Genomic DNA, 16,590 nt, shown 5'->3' with positions numbered 1-16,590 from the left:
CAAGGGCTCCCTTCAGGCCGCGACGAGGTAGGAGAAGACCGACTCCAGGGACTCGTCCGAGGGCGAGACCGTGAGCAGCCGGATGGAGTGCTTGCGCGCGACCTGCGGCAGGAGCGCGGTGAAGCGGCCGAAGTCCACGGCCTGGATGTGCAGGGCGCCCTCGGTGGTGTCCACGGTGATGCCCGCGGTGGAGGGGTCGGCGATCAGCGCGGCGGCCAGGGCCCGGTCGTCGCTGGAGCGCACCAGGTAGCGGTGCGGGCGGTCGGTCATCAGCCGGCGGATGCGGCGGAAGTCGCCGCTGGCCGCGTGCCGGCCGGCGACGATCACCTCGATGTGCGAGGCGAGTTGCTCGACCTCCTCCAGGATGTGGGAGGAGAACAGCACGGTGCGGCCGTCGGCGCCCATCCGGCGCAGCAGGTCCATCAGCTGCATGCGCTGGCGCGGGTCCATGCCGTTGAAGGGCTCGTCGAGCAGCAGCACGGAGGGTTCGTGGACCAGGGCGGAGGCCATTTTGACCCGCTGCCGCATGCCCTTGCTGTACGTGGCGATCTTGCGGTCCTGGGCGTACTCCATCTCCACGGTGGCCAGCGCCCGCTGGGCGTCCCCGGCGCCGAGGCCGTGCAGTTCGGCGTTGGCGACGACGAACTCCCGCCCGGTGAGGAAGTCGTACATCGCCTCCCGCTCGGGGACGACGCCGATGTGCCGGTAGGCGGACTCGTTGCGCCAGATCGGCGTCCCGTCGAGGGTGACGGAGCCGGTGGACGGGTCGAGGAAGCCGCCCATCATGTTGATGAGGGTGGATTTGCCGGCGCCGTTGGGGCCGAGGAGCCCGGTGACGCCCGGACCGATCGTCATGGTGACGTCGTTGACGGCGACGACGTTCCCGAACCACCGGGAGACGTGGTCGATCTGCAGAGTGCTCACGGACGCTGCCCATTCCTTGGCTGGATGGTGGTGGGTGCCGGGTGGGACGCCGGCCCGGTGGGGGGCCGCCGCCCGGTCACAGGCCGACCCTGCGGTAGCGGCGCATCAGCACGGCGTAGGAACCGGCGATCAGGGCGAGGACGGTCAGCAGATAGACCGCGCCCGGACCGGCGCCCGGACCGGACTCGTTCGGGAAGGACGAGGTGGCACCCAGGAAGGCGGTCTGCACGCCGTCGATCAGGGTGATCGGCGAGAACAGCCCCAGCCACTCGATCGCGCCGAGGTTGTCGGTGGCCCAGGCGATGCCCTGGAGGGTGGTGACCGCTCCGACGGAGATCGTCAGTACGGCGATGACGGCGGCGACACCGAAGCCGCGGCGCGGGGTGAAGGCGGCGAGGACCAGGCCGATGCCGCCGAACAGGACGGAGAGCAGTGCCACGGAGACCAGTCCCTGAGCCAGGCCCGCGGTCTGGTCGGAGAAGTCCATCTTCGCCAGCAGGGACCCGATATAGAGGATGAGCAGGGGAGACGCCGTCAGAATGAAGAGGGCCGTGGCCATCGCGCCGAACTTGGCGACGACGTAGTCGACGCGCTCGACCGGCCGGGAGAAGTACAGCGGCACCGTCCGGAACCGCAGGTCGCGGGAGACGGACTGGGGTGCCTGCCCGGCCAGGAAGAGGCCGATGACGGCCTGCATGATGATCGCGTACCGGGTGTACTCCACCGGCAGGTCGTTCAGCTTGGTGGTGACGGCGACCGCGACCATCACCAGCGCGGGGATGCACATCACCGCGAAGATGATCATCGGCAGCACCTTGGACTTGGCGCTGCGGCCGAGTCCGTACGCACCCTTCAGCGACTGGGCGAAGAGCGAGCGGCGCGCATAGGCGCGGCCGAGGCGCGGCCCGTCGTAGGAGCGGTAGCCGATGTTGTGGATCCGGGTCTGCTCACCACCGCCCTGCGCGGGCAGCTGCCCCGGGGCGGGGGCCTTGGTCCCGAGAGGTGCCGAGGGCGCCGGGAGCGGGGCGTGGGCGGGGGTCCGGTTGTCGTGGTTCACCGGGACTGCACCTCCTGGGCGGGCCGGCCCGCGTCCGCCGGCCGGTGGGTGTCGGCGGGCCGCTCGGCGTCCGCGGGGGCCTCGGCGCGGAACACCTCGGCGATACGGTGGCGGCGCTGCTCCATGCGCACCAGACCAAGGCCGAGTTCGGCCACGGTGTCGCGCACGATGTCGTAGGTCTCCTCCCCCTCGGCGTCGAGGAGCAGGATGTGGCCGGCGCCCGGCAGCCCCTCCTCCTCACCGGCGTGGAGGGCGACCCCGGCGGCGGTGAGCGCCTCGCGCAACGCCTTGGTCCCATCCGGGTGCGCGTCGGTGTCGGTGACCTCGATGGCGAGGGTGGCGGTCGCCTGGGTGAAGTCGCTGGTGGAGCTGGAGCGCAGCAGCCGGCCGCCGTCGATGACGACCACATGGTCACAGGTGCGTTCGAGCTCGCCGAGGAGGTGGGAGGTGACCAGGACCGAGATGCCGAAGTCCGTCCATACCCGCCGGATGAGGCCGAGCATCTCGTCCCGGCCGACCGGGTCGAGGCCGTTGGTCGGCTCGTCCAGCAGCACCAGCTTCGGGTCGTGCACCAGGGCCTGGGCCAGCTTGACCCGCTGCTTCATCCCCGTCGAGTAGCCGCCGATGGGCCGGTAGCGCTCCTCGTAGAGGCCGACATGGCGCAGGGTGTCGGCGGTGCGCTCGCGGGCCGCGGTGGGCGGCAGCCCCGACATCCGGGCCATATGGACGACGAACTCGGTGGCCGAGACGTCCGCCGGCAGGCAGTCGTGCTCGGGCATGTAGCCGACCCGTTCGCGGATGGCGCCGCCACTGGTGGCCACGTCGAGCCCCAGGACCTCGGCCCGGCCCTCGGTGGCCGGGGAGAGCCCGAGCAGGATCTTGATCATGGTGGACTTGCCCGCGCCATTGGCGCCGACGAGCCCGGTCACGCCCGGTCCGATGTCGAGGGAGAGCCGGTCGAGGGCGGTCACCCGGGGGAACCGCTTGCTGAGGCTCTCGGTAGCGATCACAGTCACACGTCGACCGTAGTGTCCTGGGCCACACCCGTCGTCAGACCTGACGGTCGGATCGATGTCCGACTCCAGGCGTACGGGCCCGTAGGGGCCGGTCGGCCGGTTGCCCGGCCTTGCCCGCCATGGAGGGATGTTTCACGTGAAACAGTCCATGTGCATGACATCGCCCGCCGGAGTTGTCCACAGGGCGGTGCCGCACCCTTGACGTAGCCGCCGACCATTGTCACATTCATCGATGTCACGTTACGACCACGTAGCGCTCTGCCGCGGTACGTGGGCCCGGGCCGGCCCGACCGGCCTCACGCGAGTCGACGGTGGACGGTGGCATGACTTCGACGACCTGGGCGGCTGCGGCGCCCCTGACGACCCCGCCCAGGACCTCGGCGGTCCCGGCGGCCGAGCTGGACGGCTTCCGTGAGGCGCAGCGGCTCGCCTACGACTGCGCCGAGGCGGTGGCCGCCCGGCTCCACCCCGGGATCACGGAACGCGAGGCGGCCCGCATGCTGCGCGAGTGGCTGCGGGAGCGCGGGGTCCGCGACTGGTTCCATCTGCCGTTCGCCTGGTTCGGGGACCGCACCGCCTTCACGGACTTCCGGATACCGCTGCAGTTCTTCCCCACCGGTCGCCGGCTGGAGCCCGGGATGCCGTTCATCCTGGACCTGGCCCCGGTGCACCGCGGCTTCCCGGCCGATGTCGGCTACTCGGGCTCCCTGGGGCTCAACCCCTTGCAGGACCGGCTGATGGACGACCTCCGGGAGCACCGCGAGCTCATCCTGCGGGAGGTACGGGAGCGCCGGACCCTGCGGGAGGTGTACGAGGACGTGGACCGGCTGATGGTGCGGCAGGGCTATGCCAACCGGCACCGCGCCTACCCCTTCGGGGTGATCGCCCACAAGGTGGGCGCGGTACGGCAGCGGCGCTGGTCGCCGACCGTGTTCGGCTTCGGCACCCGGGCCCTTAGGGGACTGGCGGGCGACGCCGTGCACGGGCACCGCGACGGCTGGTCCCCGCTGTGGTCGCCGTACACCTTCTCCGACCACCCGCCGCGGCCCGGGCTGTGGGCGGTCGAACCGCACCTCGGCTTCCGCGGTACGGGCGCCAAGTTCGAGGAGCTCCTGGTGGTCACTGACTCCCGGGATCCCGAGGAGAGCGCGTTCTGGCTGGATGACGATCTGCCGCATGTGCGGCGCTGGGAGGCGGTTCGATGACGGCGGAGGGGAGCGGTCCGGTGGGTCCTGCGAGGGGAAGCGGTACGGAAGGGAGCGGTGCCGTGGAGGGGGCGCGCGGGGAAGGGCTGCTGCACGGGGCCCGGGAGCGGGTGGTGCGCACCGGCGGGGTCGAGCTGTGCGTGGCCGAGCTGGGGGACGCGGCCCGGCCCACGGTGGTGCTGGTGCACGGCTATCCGGACTCCAAGGAGGTGTGGGCCGAGGTCGCCCACCGGCTGGCGGACCGGTTCCATGTGGTGCTCTACGACGTCCGCGGCCACGGCAGGTCCTCGGCGCCGAAACCGCTGCGCGGCGGCTTCACCCTGGAGAAGCTGACGGACGACTTCCTGGCCGTGGCGGCCGCGGTGAGCCCCGGGCGGCCGGTGCATGTGGTGGGGCACGACTGGGGCTCGGTGCAGGCCTGGGAGTTCGCGACGGTACGGCGCACCGAGGGCCGGATCGCCTCCTTCACCTCGATGTCCGGCCCGTCCCTGGACCACTTCGGGCACTGGATCAGGCGGCGAATGGCGCGGCCCACCCCGCGCCGGGTCGGCCAGCTGCTGGGGCAGGGCGCCAAGTCCTGGTACGTCTACGCGCTGCACACCCCGGTGCTGCCCGAGCTGGCCTGGCGCGGGCCGCTCGGCAAGCGCTGGCCGGGGCTGGTCCAGCGGCTGGAGAAGACCCCCGACGACGGCTACCCGACCTCCTCGCTGCCCCGGGACGCGGCACACGGCGCCTGGCTGTACCGGGACAACGTCCGGCCCCGGCTGCGCAGGCCGCGCCCGGACGCGTACGCCCATGTCCCGGTGCAGTTGATCACCCCGACCGGGGACGCCTTCCTGTCCGAGCGGCTCTACGACGACCTGGACCGCTGGGCGCCGCAGCTGGTGCGCCGCGCCCTGGACGCCAGGCACTGGGTGCCGAGGACCCGGCCGGACCAGCTGGCGGCATGGATCGGCGAGTTCGTCACCGCGCACGAGGAGCCGGGCGCCGAGCTTCCGGCGCCGCTCGCCGCGGCCCGCCCCTACGCGGACCGGTTCAGCGGCCGGCTGGTCCTGATCACGGGCGCGGCGAGCGGGATCGGGCGGGTCACCGCCTTCGCGTTCGCGGAGGCCGGGGCCCGGGTGGTGGCGGTGGACCGGGACGCCCAGGGCGCGGCCCGGACGGCCGAGATGGCCCGGCTGGTGGGTGCCGCGGACGCCTGGGCCGAGGAGGCGGACGTCTCCGACGAGCAGGCGATGGAGAAGCTGGCCGAGCGGGTCGCCGCCGCGTACGGCACGGTGGACGTCCTGGTGAACAACGCGGGCATCGGCCTGTCGGGCACCTTCCTGGACACCTCGGCCGAGGACTGGCGGCGGGTGCTGGAGGTGAACCTGTGGGGGGTGATCCACGGCTGCCGGCTGTTCGGGCGGCAGATGGCGGAGCGCGGTCAGGGCGGCCACATCGTGAACATCGCCTCCGCGGCGGCCTACCAGCCCTCGCGTACGCTGCCCGCCTACAGCACCTCCAAGGCGGCGGTGCTGATGCTCAGCGAGTGCCTGCGCGCCGAGCTGGGGGACCACTCCATCGGGGTGAGCGCGATCTGCCCCGGGATCGTGAACACCTCCATCACCTCCACGGCCCGGTTCGCCGGGGTGTCGGCGGAGGAGGAGCAGCGCCGGCAGCGGGAGGCGGCCCGGTTGTACGGGCTGCGCAACTACCCGCCGGAGAAGGTCGCCGACGCGATCCTGCGGGCGGTGGCGCGCAATGAGGCGGTGGTCGCGGTGACTCCGGAGGCCCGCGTCTTCCGGCTGCTCGGCCGGCTGTCCCCCGGGGCGGCCCGCGCCCTGGCCCGGATCAAACCGCGGGACTGAAGCGGCGTCTACCGTCGATCCCGGGGGCCGCCCCCTGAGTGGTCGGCGGTCCGCAGCGCGTGAGGGGAGCTGTCGTGGAGGAACGGTCGGAGTACCCGGTGACCGGAGGCCCGGTCATGGATCAACCGGTCGCCGAACAACCGGTGACGGACCGACCGGCCGTGGACCGACCGGCCGTGGACCGACCGGTCATGGACCGACCGGTCATGGACCGGCCGGTCATGGACCGGCCGGTGGCGGAACGTCCGGTCGCGGAGTACCGGATCGAGGACCTGGCGCGCCTCGGCGGCGCCACGGTCCGCACCGTCCGCGCCTACCAGGACCGCGGGCTGCTGCCGAGGCCCGAGCGGCGCGGCCGGGCCAATGTGTACGGAGACGAGCACCTGGCCCGGCTGCAGCAGATCGCCGACCTGCTGGAGCGCGGCTACACCCTCGCCTCCATCAAGGAGCTGCTGGAGGCCTGGGACACCGGCCGCGGGCTCGGCGGGGTGCTGGGACTGGTCGCCGAGGTGCACGGACCGTGGACCGACGAGCAGGAGGACCGCATCAGCCGCGCCGAGCTGGACGCGGCCTTCGGCGGCACCCCGGACGAGGACGCCGTACGGGAGGCCGTGGAGCTGGGCGTGCTGGAGCGGGTGCCGGGCCGGGACGACGAGTTCGTGGTGCCGAGCCCGCAGGAGCTCGCGGTCGCGGTCGAGCTGTACGCGGCCGGGGTGCCGCTGGCCGCGATCTCCGAGCATCTGCGGGAGCTGCGCGGCCAGGTCGAGCACATCGCCGGGCGGTTCCTGGAGTTCACCACGGAGCATGTCTTCGCCCGCTATCTCGACCGGCGCCCGCCCACCGACGCCGACGCCGCCGAGGCGGCCGCGCTGGTGCGGCGGCTGCGTCCGCTGGCACAGCAGACCGTGGACGCCGAACTGGCCCGCGCCATGCGCACCTTGGCCACCCGGCATCTCCAGCAGCAGCTCGCGCCCCCCGGACCGCCGCCGAAGGAGGACGAGCAGCGGCTGACGGCCCTGCCCGCCGCCACCGTCGAGGCCGTGACCCGGCTTGTGGGGGCCGCGCAGGTCGCGGAGTTCGTCACCGCCGCGGTCGAACGGGAGGTGCAGGGCCGGAGGTTGGACGCCCTGGCGCCACGGCACCAGCCGCACCACGCGGTTGGACAATCGGACTGACGGGCCCTCATGTTGTCCACAGCGATCCCCAACTACTCTGTGGAAAAGCGGCGTTACCTGTGGACGAAACCTCTCAGCGGAGAAAATCCGGGCACGTATCCTGTGACTCCTGGCACACTGCGCCGATGACCGCGCCTATGGACGACCGACGCACCGTGAAGGTGTCGAAGTACCTCTCCAAGCACCTGCGCCACCAGCCCGAGCGCATCGGACTGGTCCTCGACCCGCAGGGCTGGGTCGCCGTAGACGAACTGCTCGGCGCCCTCGCCCGCAACGGCATGCCGCTCACCCGCGTGGAGCTGGACCATGTGGTCGCGGTCAACGACAAGCGGCGGTTCACCATCGACGGCGACCGCATCCGGGCCAACCAGGGCCACACCGTACGGGTCGACCTGGACCTGCCGCCCGCGGTCCCGCCCGCCTTCCTGTACCACGGCACCGTCGCCGGCTCCCTGGACGCGATCCGGGCCGAGGGGCTGCGCCCGATGGCCCGCCACCATGTCCACCTCTCGCCGGACCGCGAGACCGCCACCCGGGTCGGCGCCCGGCGGGGCCGGCCCGTCGTCCTGGCCGTCGACGCCGGGGCGATGCACCGGGACGGCCATGTCTTCCGGGTGAGCGCCAACGGGGTGTGGCTCACCGACGCCGTACCCCCGGCATACCTGCGCCTCCGCGGCTGACGGCGACCCCATAGCCCGTCCGGGCGCCCGAGCCCGGACGCTCGGGACGGCCCCACCGCGGGACGTAGGCTCGGGGGCATGAGCCTGCGTCTGAGCACCGTGATCCTCCCCGTCGACCGCTGGCACGAGGGTGGCCGCGCGAAGTGGCAGCGGGCCGAGGAGCTCGGCTTCCACGCCGCCTACACCTACGACCACCTGTCCTGGCGCACCTTCCGCGACGGCCCGTGGTTCGGCGCCCTGCCGACCCTCACCGCCGCCGCCGGCGCCACCGAGCGACTGCGCCTGGGCACCCTGGTGACCTCGCCCAACTTCCGCCACCCGGTGACCCTCGCCAAGGAGCTCATCTCGCTGGACGACGTCTCGGGCGGACGGATCACCCTGGGCATCGGGGCGGGCGGCAACGGCTTCGACGCCACCGCGCTCGGCCAGCAGCCGTGGACGCCGCGCGAGCGAGCGGACCGGTTCGTCGAGTTCACCACCCTGCTGGACCGGCTGCTGACGGAGGACGCCGTCTCGCAGCAGGGCACCTTCTACTCCGCCGAGGAGGCCCGCGACATCCCCGGCTGCGTCCAGCGCCCCCGGCTCCCGTTCGCCGTCGCCGCGACCGGCCCGCGCGGACTGCGGCTCGCCGCGCGCCACGGGCAGGCCTGGGTGACCACCGGAGACCCCAAGCTGTACGAGGAGGGCACCCCGGAGCAGTCGGCGGAAGCCCTGCGCGGCCAGGTCGAGAGGCTCGGCAAGGCCTGTGCGGAGACCGGCCGGGCGGTCGGCGGGATGGAGAAGATCCTGCTCACCGGGTTCACCCCGGAGCGGAGCGGCCCGCTGGAGTCCCTGGACGCCTTCGTGGACTTCGCCGGCCGGCACCAGGAGCTGGGCTTCACCGAGCTCGTCGTCCACTGGCCGATCGCCGACTCGGACTTCGCGGCCGACCAGGCCGTCTTCGAGAAGATCGCCACCGAGGCCCCCGCCCAGCTCGCCGCCGCCGGGTAAGGCCGGGCGTCCGGCGCCCTGGACTCGCCCTGGCCGCCCTCGCGCGGCCACCAGGCGTACTGGTTCGGCCACAGCGATCACACGGCTGGCTCAGATGTGCGGTACGCCGCACGCACGTGCGGAGCGGTGCGGGAGAATGGGGGCCGTGACCACACCGACCCGCCCCACGCCCCGGCCCCTGGCGCACCGCCGTCCCCGGCTGATCGCCACCGACCTCGACGGCACCCTGCTCCGGGACGACCAGTCCGTCTCGGACCGTACCGTCGCCGCACTGGCGGCCGCCGAGCGGGAGGGCATCGAGGTCTTTTTCGTCACCGGACGGCCGGCCCGCTGGATGGGTGTGGTCGCCGACCATGTGCACGGGCACGGGCTCGCCATCTGCGCCAACGGCGCGGCGGTGGTGGACCTGCGGGCCGGCGGCACCCTGCTGGAGACCCGGCCGCTGGAGCGGGAGATCGCCTTGGACGTGGTCCACACCCTGCGGCGGGAGGCCCCGGGCACCGCGTTCGCCGTGGACCTCACCTCCGGAGTCCACTACGAACCCGACTACCCGCCGTTTTACCTGGACACCGCCGGCTCCATCGCCCCGGCCGAGAAGCTGCTGCACGAGGACGAGCCCGGCTCCGGCGACCCGGTGCTGAAGCTCCTCGCCCTCCACCCGGAGCTGAGCCCCGACGCCTTCCTCGCCCTGGCCCGTACGGCCGCCGGCGAGCGGGCGAGCATCACCCGCTCCAGCCCCACCGCCCTGCTGGAGATCAGCGGACTGGGCGTCTCCAAGGCCAGCACGCTCGCGCTCTGCTGCGCCGAGCGCGGGGTCTCGGCCGACGAGGTGGTCGCCTTCGGCGACATGCCCAACGACATCGAGATGCTGACCTGGGCCGGGCGCTCCTACGCCATGGGCAACGCCCACCCCGACGTGGTCGCCGCCGCCTCCGGACGTACCGTCGCCAACAACGACGACGGAGTGGCGCGCATCATCGAGGACCTGCTCGCCGCCCCCGCCTGACCCCCTTCCGCTACGGGGCGGGGTGCAGCCGGACCCCGCGTTCGGCCAGCCAGCGGACCGGGTGCACCGCCGAGCCCATGTACGGGGTGAGGCGCACCTCGAAGTGCAGATGGGGGCCGGTCGAGTTGCCGGTGCTTCCGGACCGGGCGATGCCCTGGCCGGCGGTGACCCGCTGGCCGGGCCGGACCCCGGGCGAGGCCAGGTGCGCGTACTGGGAGTACCAGCCGCCCGGGTGCCGCACCACGATCTCCACGCCGAACGGTCCTCCGCAGGACACCGAGTGGACCCGCCCCGGGCCGATGGACCGCACGGTGGTGCCCGGGTCCACCGCGAAGTCCTGGCCGGTGTGCCGGTGGGCCCAGTGCGCGCCGGTGCTGTCGAAGCCCGCGGACAGCGCGTACCGCGCCACCGGCGCCACCCAGCCCGGTGCCCGGACCATCCCGCGGCCGGTGCTACCGGGGGCGGACGTGCCGCCGTCCACCGCGCTACCGCCCCGGGCGGCCGGGGACAGCGGGCCGGCTCCGCCCGAGCCGCTGCCCGCCCCCGTAGCCGCGCTGGCCGTCCCGCCCTCGGTCGTCGCCGGATAGGCATCGGTGCCCACGAGGTCCGGTACATGGCCCGTGTCGGCGTCCACGCCAAGGATGGTTTCGGAGGCCGCGCCGGTCACGGTCAGCCCCGGCCGGTCGGACGGCAGGGCGGCAGTGGCGACGTCTGCCGGTGGGCGGGGCGGCCGCGGACTCGCGGCACCGGCCGGCTGCCCCGGCAGCGGGGCGGCGGTGCGGTGCGCCGTCTTCTCACCGGTCTGCCCGGTCGTGTGGACGGCGGCCGGGGAGGGGCTGCCGGCATCGGGGGACCCAGTGGTCCCCGTATCCGCTGATCCCACGCCGTGGGGGCCGCTGATGTGCGGTGTCGCGCCGGCAGGGGCCGGTGGCGGGGCGCCGCAGGGGCGCGCGGTGCGCCAGGCGTTCGCCACGGTCCGCAGGCTCAGCTCAGCGCGCTCCAGTCGGCGCTCGATCCCCTTTCGGAGGGCATTGAGCCGGGTCTGACGGTCACGCAGTCGCCGCCGGGCGGTATCGGCGGCCTCCTCCGCTCGCGCGAGTCCGCGTTCCGCGGTACGAGCGTCCGCGAGCAGCACGGCCACCGCCCGGTGTGCCCGCCGCGCCACTTCCCCGCGGCGTACCGCGCTGTCCGGATCCCCGGCGGTGAGCAGCCGGGCGGTCACTGCCAGGGCTCCACCCGTCCGGTACTGGTCCCGGGCGACCGCGCCGACCCGGTCATGGAGCTGTTCCCACGCCTGGCGCTGCTGCTCCCGTTGGTGGTTCAACCGCCCGGCGAGGGCCTGTTGGGCCGCGATCTGCCGTCGCCCCCGCTCGTACGCGTCGGTGGCAAGGGCCGCCTCCGTATAGAGGCGGGTCACTTCGGCGGCTGGGCCGGCACCGCCGACGGGCCCGGCAGGGGGAGGGAGGAAGGCCAGCACCAGGGTGAGCGCCACGACGAACATCCTGGGATGGTCCCGCCGACGGCCGCGAATCCATGGCACCCGGGCGGTGTCGTACCGCCGACCGGCCCAGAGGCGCTCCCCCCAGGGGATGTTTCACGTGAAACATCGCATCGAAGGGAGAGGGTGGCGGCTCGCCTGTTGTGTCGCCTCTCTCCGCACCCGCGTAGTCGCGGGTGCGGAGAGAGGCTCCCCCGTTGCCGGCCCGGTGAGTCCCGGGCCGGGCTGTGGCACCGCCGGAAGCGGTGCCAAGTTCCTCTCGGCTCCGATGCTTCTCCACAGCCGCGGGAAGTGCCAGGAAGCGTTCCTTCCGGCAGTCGCACTTCCGGTAGTTCGATTTCAGGAAGTTCCTCTTCAGGAAATTCCTCTTCAGGTGGCGCCTTCTCAGGCAGCGCTTCCTCAGGCAGTGCCTCCTCAGGAGGTCTGGATCGGGATCGCTTCGGGCGCGGTGGTCCGATCGGCGTCCGGCTGTCCGGTGTGCTCCGCCGACACGGCCCGGTCCCGGGCGATACGGGCGGCGTGCTCCATCGGCAGCAGCAGCTCGGGGACGGTGCGGTTGCCGTCGAGATGCCGGAACTCCGTGCTGAGGCTGATGGCCAGCCGCTCGGGCAGGCCGAGACCGGGGTAGCGGTCCTCCTCGATGAGCAACCGGGCCGCCTCCGGGGCGGTTCGGCCCTGACCGTGCAGGAGACGGGCCTGCGCGGCGAGGTTGTCGAGGTAGCCGAGGTGCTTCCGCAGCCCGTCGGGGGTCAGCAGCGGGCCGTGACCGGGGACGATCCACTCGGGTTCGAGGTCCAGGATCCGCCGGCAGGCCGCCGAGATCAGCTCCAGGGGCCCTGCCCAGTGCGAGGGATGGTCCCCGGCGAAGACCAGGTCGCCGGCGAAGACCACCCGCTGCTCGGGCAGATGGACGAACAGGTCTCCGACGGTGTGCGCGGGCCCGGCCTCGTACAGGACGACGGGCGTCCCGCCGACCGACAGCTCCTGACGGCCGGTGAACGTCGTGGTGGGAGGCAGGACCGTGATGCCGGAGAAGTCGAACGCGCCGAAGTGGCGGCGGAAGTACCAGCCCAGCGGCTGGTCCGGATCGGAGTCGTGGACGAGGGCGTGCAGCTGGCCCGGGGTCGGCTCCACGCACTGGTGCTCCAGCGCCGCCTGGGTCGCGATGATCTCGGCACCCGGGAGCTGCTGACTGCCCCAGGTGTGGTCGCCATTGGCGTGGGTGACGACAACCCGGTCCAGCGGGGTGCCGGCCCCGATCACCTCTCGCGCCGCGGCCAGGAAGGCGTCCGTCAGGGCGGGTGTGTACGGCGTGTCGACGATCAGCGCCTCACCGCCGGCCCTGATCACACCGCAGTTGGCCAGCCCCCAGGCCGCTCCTCCGTCCGGCTGCCACACATAGACGCCTGGAGCGATCGGTCCGAAGTGAGCAGTGAGTTTCATGGACAGACATTGTGGCCGGTGAACGGCGTTCCGGCCGATGCGGCCGGCGGCTACCGACCGTCCGGCTGGAAGACCAGCAGGAAGAACCGCGCCCCCGGACTACCGAAGGGCTGCGCCGCGCACATGGTCACGATGCCCGACTGCGAGACCGTATGGCGGTCGCAGCAGTGGTCCCGGGTGTCATGGCCGTCCGCCGGGAGGAAGCCCGCGTGGCGCATCCGGCGAGAGTCGCCGTCGGGGTGGACATAGGCCACGTTGTGGTTCCGGTAGATCGGCCCCGCCACCGGGTCGTCGTTGACCTCCTGGTCCAGCCGCTGGAGCTCCTCGTTGTCCGGGCGGGCCGCGACGGAGGTGCGCAACTGGGCGGCCACCGGCTCCGCCCACCGCTTCTCCCAGTCCACCAGATGGTGTTCGCGGGACTCCTCCCGCAGCAGCATCCAGCGCATCAGGTTCTGCTCCGGCAGCCGGGGGGCCTCACCGGGCACCTGCGGGAACATCCGGATGAAGTCGTCATTGGCGGCCAGCACGTTCCAGGCCACGTCGTTGATGTAGCAGGGCTGCCCGGCGACGTTGCTGACGGCGTGCTGCCAGGCCGGGGCCACATTGGTGCCCGCGGTGGGATCCATCGGGATCGGCGGCTCGTACCCGAGGGCGTAGACGTACAGGGCGGTGCGTTCCCGCTCCTCCATGCGCAGCACCTGGGCGACGCTGTCGAGAAGGTCCGTGCTCGGGGTGGCGGTGTCGCCGCGCTCCAGGTCGGCGTAGGTACGCTCGGACACATACAGCGCCTGGGCCACCTGGGCCTGGGAAAGGCCCTTGGAGCGCCGGCCCCGGCCGGAACGCCTCAGCCAGCCGAGCTCGACCGGGTCTATCTGCTGTCGCTTCCAGCGCAGCAGTTGCTGCAGCGCCTCCTTGTTGCTCAACGCGAAGCCTCTCCTGCGCCGACTCGGACAGGACGGTCCCCCACCGGGGGCTGATCGGGTGTCACCTGCGATGAAAGATGTGCCAGTCACACTACCGCCGGGGGCCGTTCGCATCGCAGTCATTTCGGCCCCGCCCTTTTCACTGTCGATTGAGGGTGTGCGCGGGGGACCGGCCGGCTGGTTGACTGCGGCACACACCTGACGAAGTCTCGGAAAGGACCGCCCGCGTGTCCCGTTCAGTCCTGATCACCGGTGGCAGCCGAGGCATCGGCCTGGCCATCGCCCGCCGTCTGGAGGCCGCCGGAGACCGTGTGGCCGTCACCTACCGCACCGGGGAGCCGCCCGAGGGCCTGCTCGCCGTGGAGTGCGACATCACCGACGCCGCGCAGGTCGACGCCGCGTTCCGGAAGGTCGAGGCCGAGCACGGCCCCGTCGAGGTGCTGATAGCCAACGCGGGCGTCACCAGGGACGCGCTGCTGCTCAGGATGAGCGAGGGCGACTTCGCCTCGGTGCTGGACACCAACCTCACCGGCGCCTTCCGGGTCGTCAAGCGCGCCACCCGCGGCATGCTGCGCGCCAAGAAGGGCCGGGTGGTGCTCATCTCCTCCGCCGTGGCCCTGCGCGGGGAGAGCGGCCAGGCCAACTACGCCGCCTCCAAGGCCGGGCTGGTCGGCCTCGCCCGTTCGGTGGCCCGCGAGCTCGGCTCACGCGGCATCACCTGCAACGTGGTCGCGCCCGGGCTCACCGAGACCGCGATGAGCAGCGGCCTCAGCGACGAGCAGCGCGCCAACCTGGTCGAGCAGATCCCCCTGGCCCGGCTGGCCAGCCCCGAGGAGATCGCCGCGGCGGTCGCCTTCCTCGCCTCCGAGGAGGCCGGATACATCACCGGTGCCGTGGTGCCGGTCGACGGCGGGGCGGGGATGGGGCACTGACATCCCGGCGGTCCGATGGTCCCCGGTGACCGGCCGGGGCCGTCAAGCGGCCGGTGCCGGAGCCTGGACCGGTGCCGGTGCCTGGACCGGTGCCGGTGCCGGTGCCGGTGCCGGTGAGCAGCGCGGCCCGATGGAGGCCGCGAGGCAGCCGCCCTCGGCCTGGCGGCTACCTCGGGGCCTCCCAGACCACGGAGGTCCCGCCGCCGTCCGCGCCGAGGCCGGGACCGCAGCGGCAGGAACCGCCCAGCGACTCCGCCCGCCGCGCCAGGTTGCGCAGCCCGCTGCGCCGGCCCTCCTCCGGCAGCCCGACCCCGTCGTCCGCCACGGCCAGCCGTACGCCGGGGATGCCGCCGGGCAGCGTCACGCGGGCGTCCACCTCGACCAGGACCCGGTCGGCGCGCGCGTGCCGGAAGGCGTTGGACAGCGCCTCGCGCAGCGCGGCGATCAGGTTCTTGCCGGTGAGCTCGCCGATCTCCGTGTCCACCGGCCCGGTGAGGCGGTACTCCGGGGTGAAGCCGAGGGCGACGGCGGACAGGGCGATCTCCCGCAGTACCCGGGTCCGCAGGCCGGCCGGTGGGTCGGCCGGGCCCTGCTGGAGGGCGAACACCGCGGTGCGGATCTCCTGGATGGTGACGTCCAGTTCCTCGGCCACCCGGCCCACCCCCTCCTGGACGGCCGGTACGGCGGAGGTCCGCTGCGCGCTCTCCAGCGCCATCCCGGCGGCGAACAGCCGCTGGACGACCAGGTCGTGCAGATCGCGGGCGATGCGGTCGCGGTCCTCCAGCACGGCGAGCCGCTCGCGGTCGCGCTGGGCGTCGGCCACCCTCAGCGCCAGCGCGGCCTGGGAGGCGAACCGGGCCGCCAGGGCGCGTTCCGCCTCGGTGAACGGCCGCTCGCCGGGCGCCCGGGGGATGACCAGGGCGCCCAGCACCCGGTCGCCGCTGCGCAGCGGCAGCAGCAGCGCGGGGCCGGACCGCCGCGCCGGCATGCCCCGCAGCCGGGGGTCGGTGGCCGCGTCGGTGACGACCAACGGCTCCCCGGCCAGCAGCAGGGCGACGGCCGGGCTCTCGGCCGGCGCGACCGCCCCCAGCAGGGCCTCCGGTCCGTCGGAGGAGACCGCCACCGCCTCCAGTCCGCCGTCGGCGGCGGGCAGCAACACGATGCCGGCCCGGGCCCGGGCCAGTACACGGGCCTGCTCGGCCACCACCGACAGCGCCTCGTCGGCGTCGGAACCGGACAGCAGCGCGGTGGTCACGGCGACCGATCCGTCGATCCAGCGCTCCCGCCGCCGGGAGGCCTCGTACAGCCGGGCGTTGCCGATGGCCGTCCCCGCTCCTGCGGCGAGCACCCGCACGGTGTGCAGATCGCCCTCGTCGAACCGCGCCCCGCCGCGCTTCTCGGTGAGGTAGAGATGGCCGAACACCTCCCCGTGCACCCGGATGGGGACACCGAGGAAGCTCCGCATCGGCGGATGCCCGGCGGGCAGGCCGGCGGCGCGCGGGTCGGTCGTCAGATCGGTGAGGCGCAGCGGCTCGGGATGGTGGAGGAGGGCTCCGAGCAGCCCGGTGCGGCCGTCCGGGCGGCGGCCGACCTCCCGGGCGGTCTCCGGTGGGACGCCATGGGTGACGAAGTCCACCAGACCGCCGCCGTCCTCGTCCACCACGCCGATCGCCGCGTAGCGGGCGTCGGTGAGCGCGGCGGCGGTCCGGCAGATCCGGTCGAGGGTGGAGTGCGGTTCCAGCCCGGTGCCCACCAGGCGCACCGCCTCCAGCAGCCGCGGCAGCCGGTCACCGGACCCGTCCGGACCCGGCGGGGGGCCGGTCGCCTCCGGCGGGGGGCCGGGGGAGTCCTGGGGATCGGGCGGGGCCATGCCCCTGAGCGTAGTAAGCCT

General features: G+C 73.3%; 13 protein-coding genes and 1 pseudogene. 7 read left to right on the top strand and 7 right to left on the bottom strand.

What is annotated here, in order from left to right:
- Positions 1-12 precede the first annotated feature (12 nt).
- The 3 genes from M1O15_RS02815 to M1O15_RS02805 all read right to left on the bottom strand — a co-directional run bounded on the left by M1O15_RS02815 (position 13) and on the right by M1O15_RS02805 (position 2,997).
- Entirely contained in the window at positions 13-924 is a 912-nt protein-coding gene (locus tag M1O15_RS02815) for an ABC transporter ATP-binding protein (RefSeq protein ID WP_248631545.1), read from the bottom strand.
- Between the two features lie 76 nt (positions 925-1,000).
- Positions 1,001-1,894 (bottom strand): ABC transporter permease, encoded by an 894-nt coding sequence (locus tag M1O15_RS02810; protein ID WP_248631698.1) that lies wholly within the window; start codon positions 1,892-1,894, stop codon positions 1,001-1,003.
- Between the two features lie 83 nt (positions 1,895-1,977).
- On the bottom strand, positions 1,978-2,997 hold the full coding sequence (locus M1O15_RS02805) for an ABC transporter ATP-binding protein (protein ID WP_372499338.1): 1,020 nt from the start codon (positions 2,995-2,997) through the stop codon (positions 1,978-1,980).
- A gap of 323 nt (positions 2,998-3,320) precedes the next feature.
- Here M1O15_RS02805 and M1O15_RS02800 point away from each other — a divergent pair, with 323 nt between their 5' ends.
- From M1O15_RS02800 to M1O15_RS02775, 6 genes are all read left to right on the top strand, one after another.
- Positions 3,321-4,202 carry a M24 family metallopeptidase gene (locus M1O15_RS02800; protein ID WP_248631543.1) on the top strand — a complete coding sequence of 294 codons (882 nt, stop codon included), beginning with the start codon at positions 3,321-3,323 and terminating at the stop codon, positions 4,200-4,202.
- A gap of 62 nt (positions 4,203-4,264) precedes the next feature.
- Entirely contained in the window at positions 4,265-6,052 is a 1,788-nt protein-coding gene (locus M1O15_RS02795) for an SDR family oxidoreductase (RefSeq protein ID WP_248631541.1), read from the top strand.
- A gap of 221 nt (positions 6,053-6,273) precedes the next feature.
- On the top strand, positions 6,274-7,227 hold the full coding sequence (locus M1O15_RS02790; protein ID WP_248631696.1) for a MerR family transcriptional regulator: 954 nt from the start codon (positions 6,274-6,276) through the stop codon (positions 7,225-7,227).
- Positions 7,228-7,364: 137 nt separating this feature from the next.
- On the top strand, positions 7,365-7,907 hold the full coding sequence (locus M1O15_RS02785) for an RNA 2'-phosphotransferase (RefSeq protein WP_248631695.1): 543 nt from the start codon (positions 7,365-7,367) through the stop codon (positions 7,905-7,907).
- 78 nt (positions 7,908-7,985) lie between these two features.
- Positions 7,986-8,897 (top strand): LLM class flavin-dependent oxidoreductase, encoded by a 912-nt coding sequence (locus tag M1O15_RS02780; protein ID WP_248631540.1) that lies wholly within the window; start codon positions 7,986-7,988, stop codon positions 8,895-8,897.
- Between the two features lie 136 nt (positions 8,898-9,033).
- Positions 9,034-9,903: a Cof-type HAD-IIB family hydrolase gene (locus tag M1O15_RS02775; RefSeq protein WP_248631539.1), complete on the top strand. Its 870-nt coding sequence runs from the start codon at positions 9,034-9,036 to the stop codon at positions 9,901-9,903.
- A gap of 10 nt (positions 9,904-9,913) precedes the next feature.
- Here the strand turns inward: M1O15_RS02775 and M1O15_RS31570 are convergent.
- The 3 genes and pseudogenes from M1O15_RS31570 to M1O15_RS02760 form a co-directional block, all read right to left on the bottom strand.
- Positions 9,914-10,330, bottom strand: a pseudogene (locus tag M1O15_RS31570) (M23 family metallopeptidase); the annotation flags it as partial.
- 1,485 nt (positions 10,331-11,815) lie between these two features.
- Complete coding sequence (locus M1O15_RS02765) at positions 11,816-12,844, bottom strand: MBL fold metallo-hydrolase (protein WP_248631537.1); 1,029 nt, start codon at positions 12,842-12,844, stop codon at positions 11,816-11,818.
- 50 nt (positions 12,845-12,894) lie between these two features.
- Entirely contained in the window at positions 12,895-13,767 is an 873-nt protein-coding gene (locus M1O15_RS02760; RefSeq protein WP_248631536.1) for an MmyB family transcriptional regulator, read from the bottom strand.
- 227 nt (positions 13,768-13,994) lie between these two features.
- Between M1O15_RS02760 and fabG the strand changes: the two genes are divergently transcribed.
- Positions 13,995-14,699 (top strand): 3-oxoacyl-ACP reductase FabG, encoded by a 705-nt coding sequence (gene fabG / locus M1O15_RS02755; protein WP_248631535.1) that lies wholly within the window; start codon positions 13,995-13,997, stop codon positions 14,697-14,699.
- 166 nt (positions 14,700-14,865) lie between these two features.
- Here fabG and M1O15_RS02750 read toward each other — a convergent pair whose 3' ends face one another.
- On the bottom strand, positions 14,866-16,569 hold the full coding sequence (locus tag M1O15_RS02750) for a sensor histidine kinase (RefSeq protein ID WP_248631534.1): 1,704 nt from the start codon (positions 16,567-16,569) through the stop codon (positions 14,866-14,868).
- Positions 16,570-16,590 lie beyond the last annotated feature (21 nt).

Origin of the sequence: Streptomyces lichenis (assembly GCF_023218175.1) — a bacterium.
GTDB classification, from domain to species: Bacteria; Actinomycetota; Actinomycetes; order Streptomycetales; family Streptomycetaceae; genus Streptomyces; species Streptomyces lichenis.
Note: the sequence above shows the minus strand (reverse complement) of the source record. Positions and strands in the feature narration are given on the sequence as shown.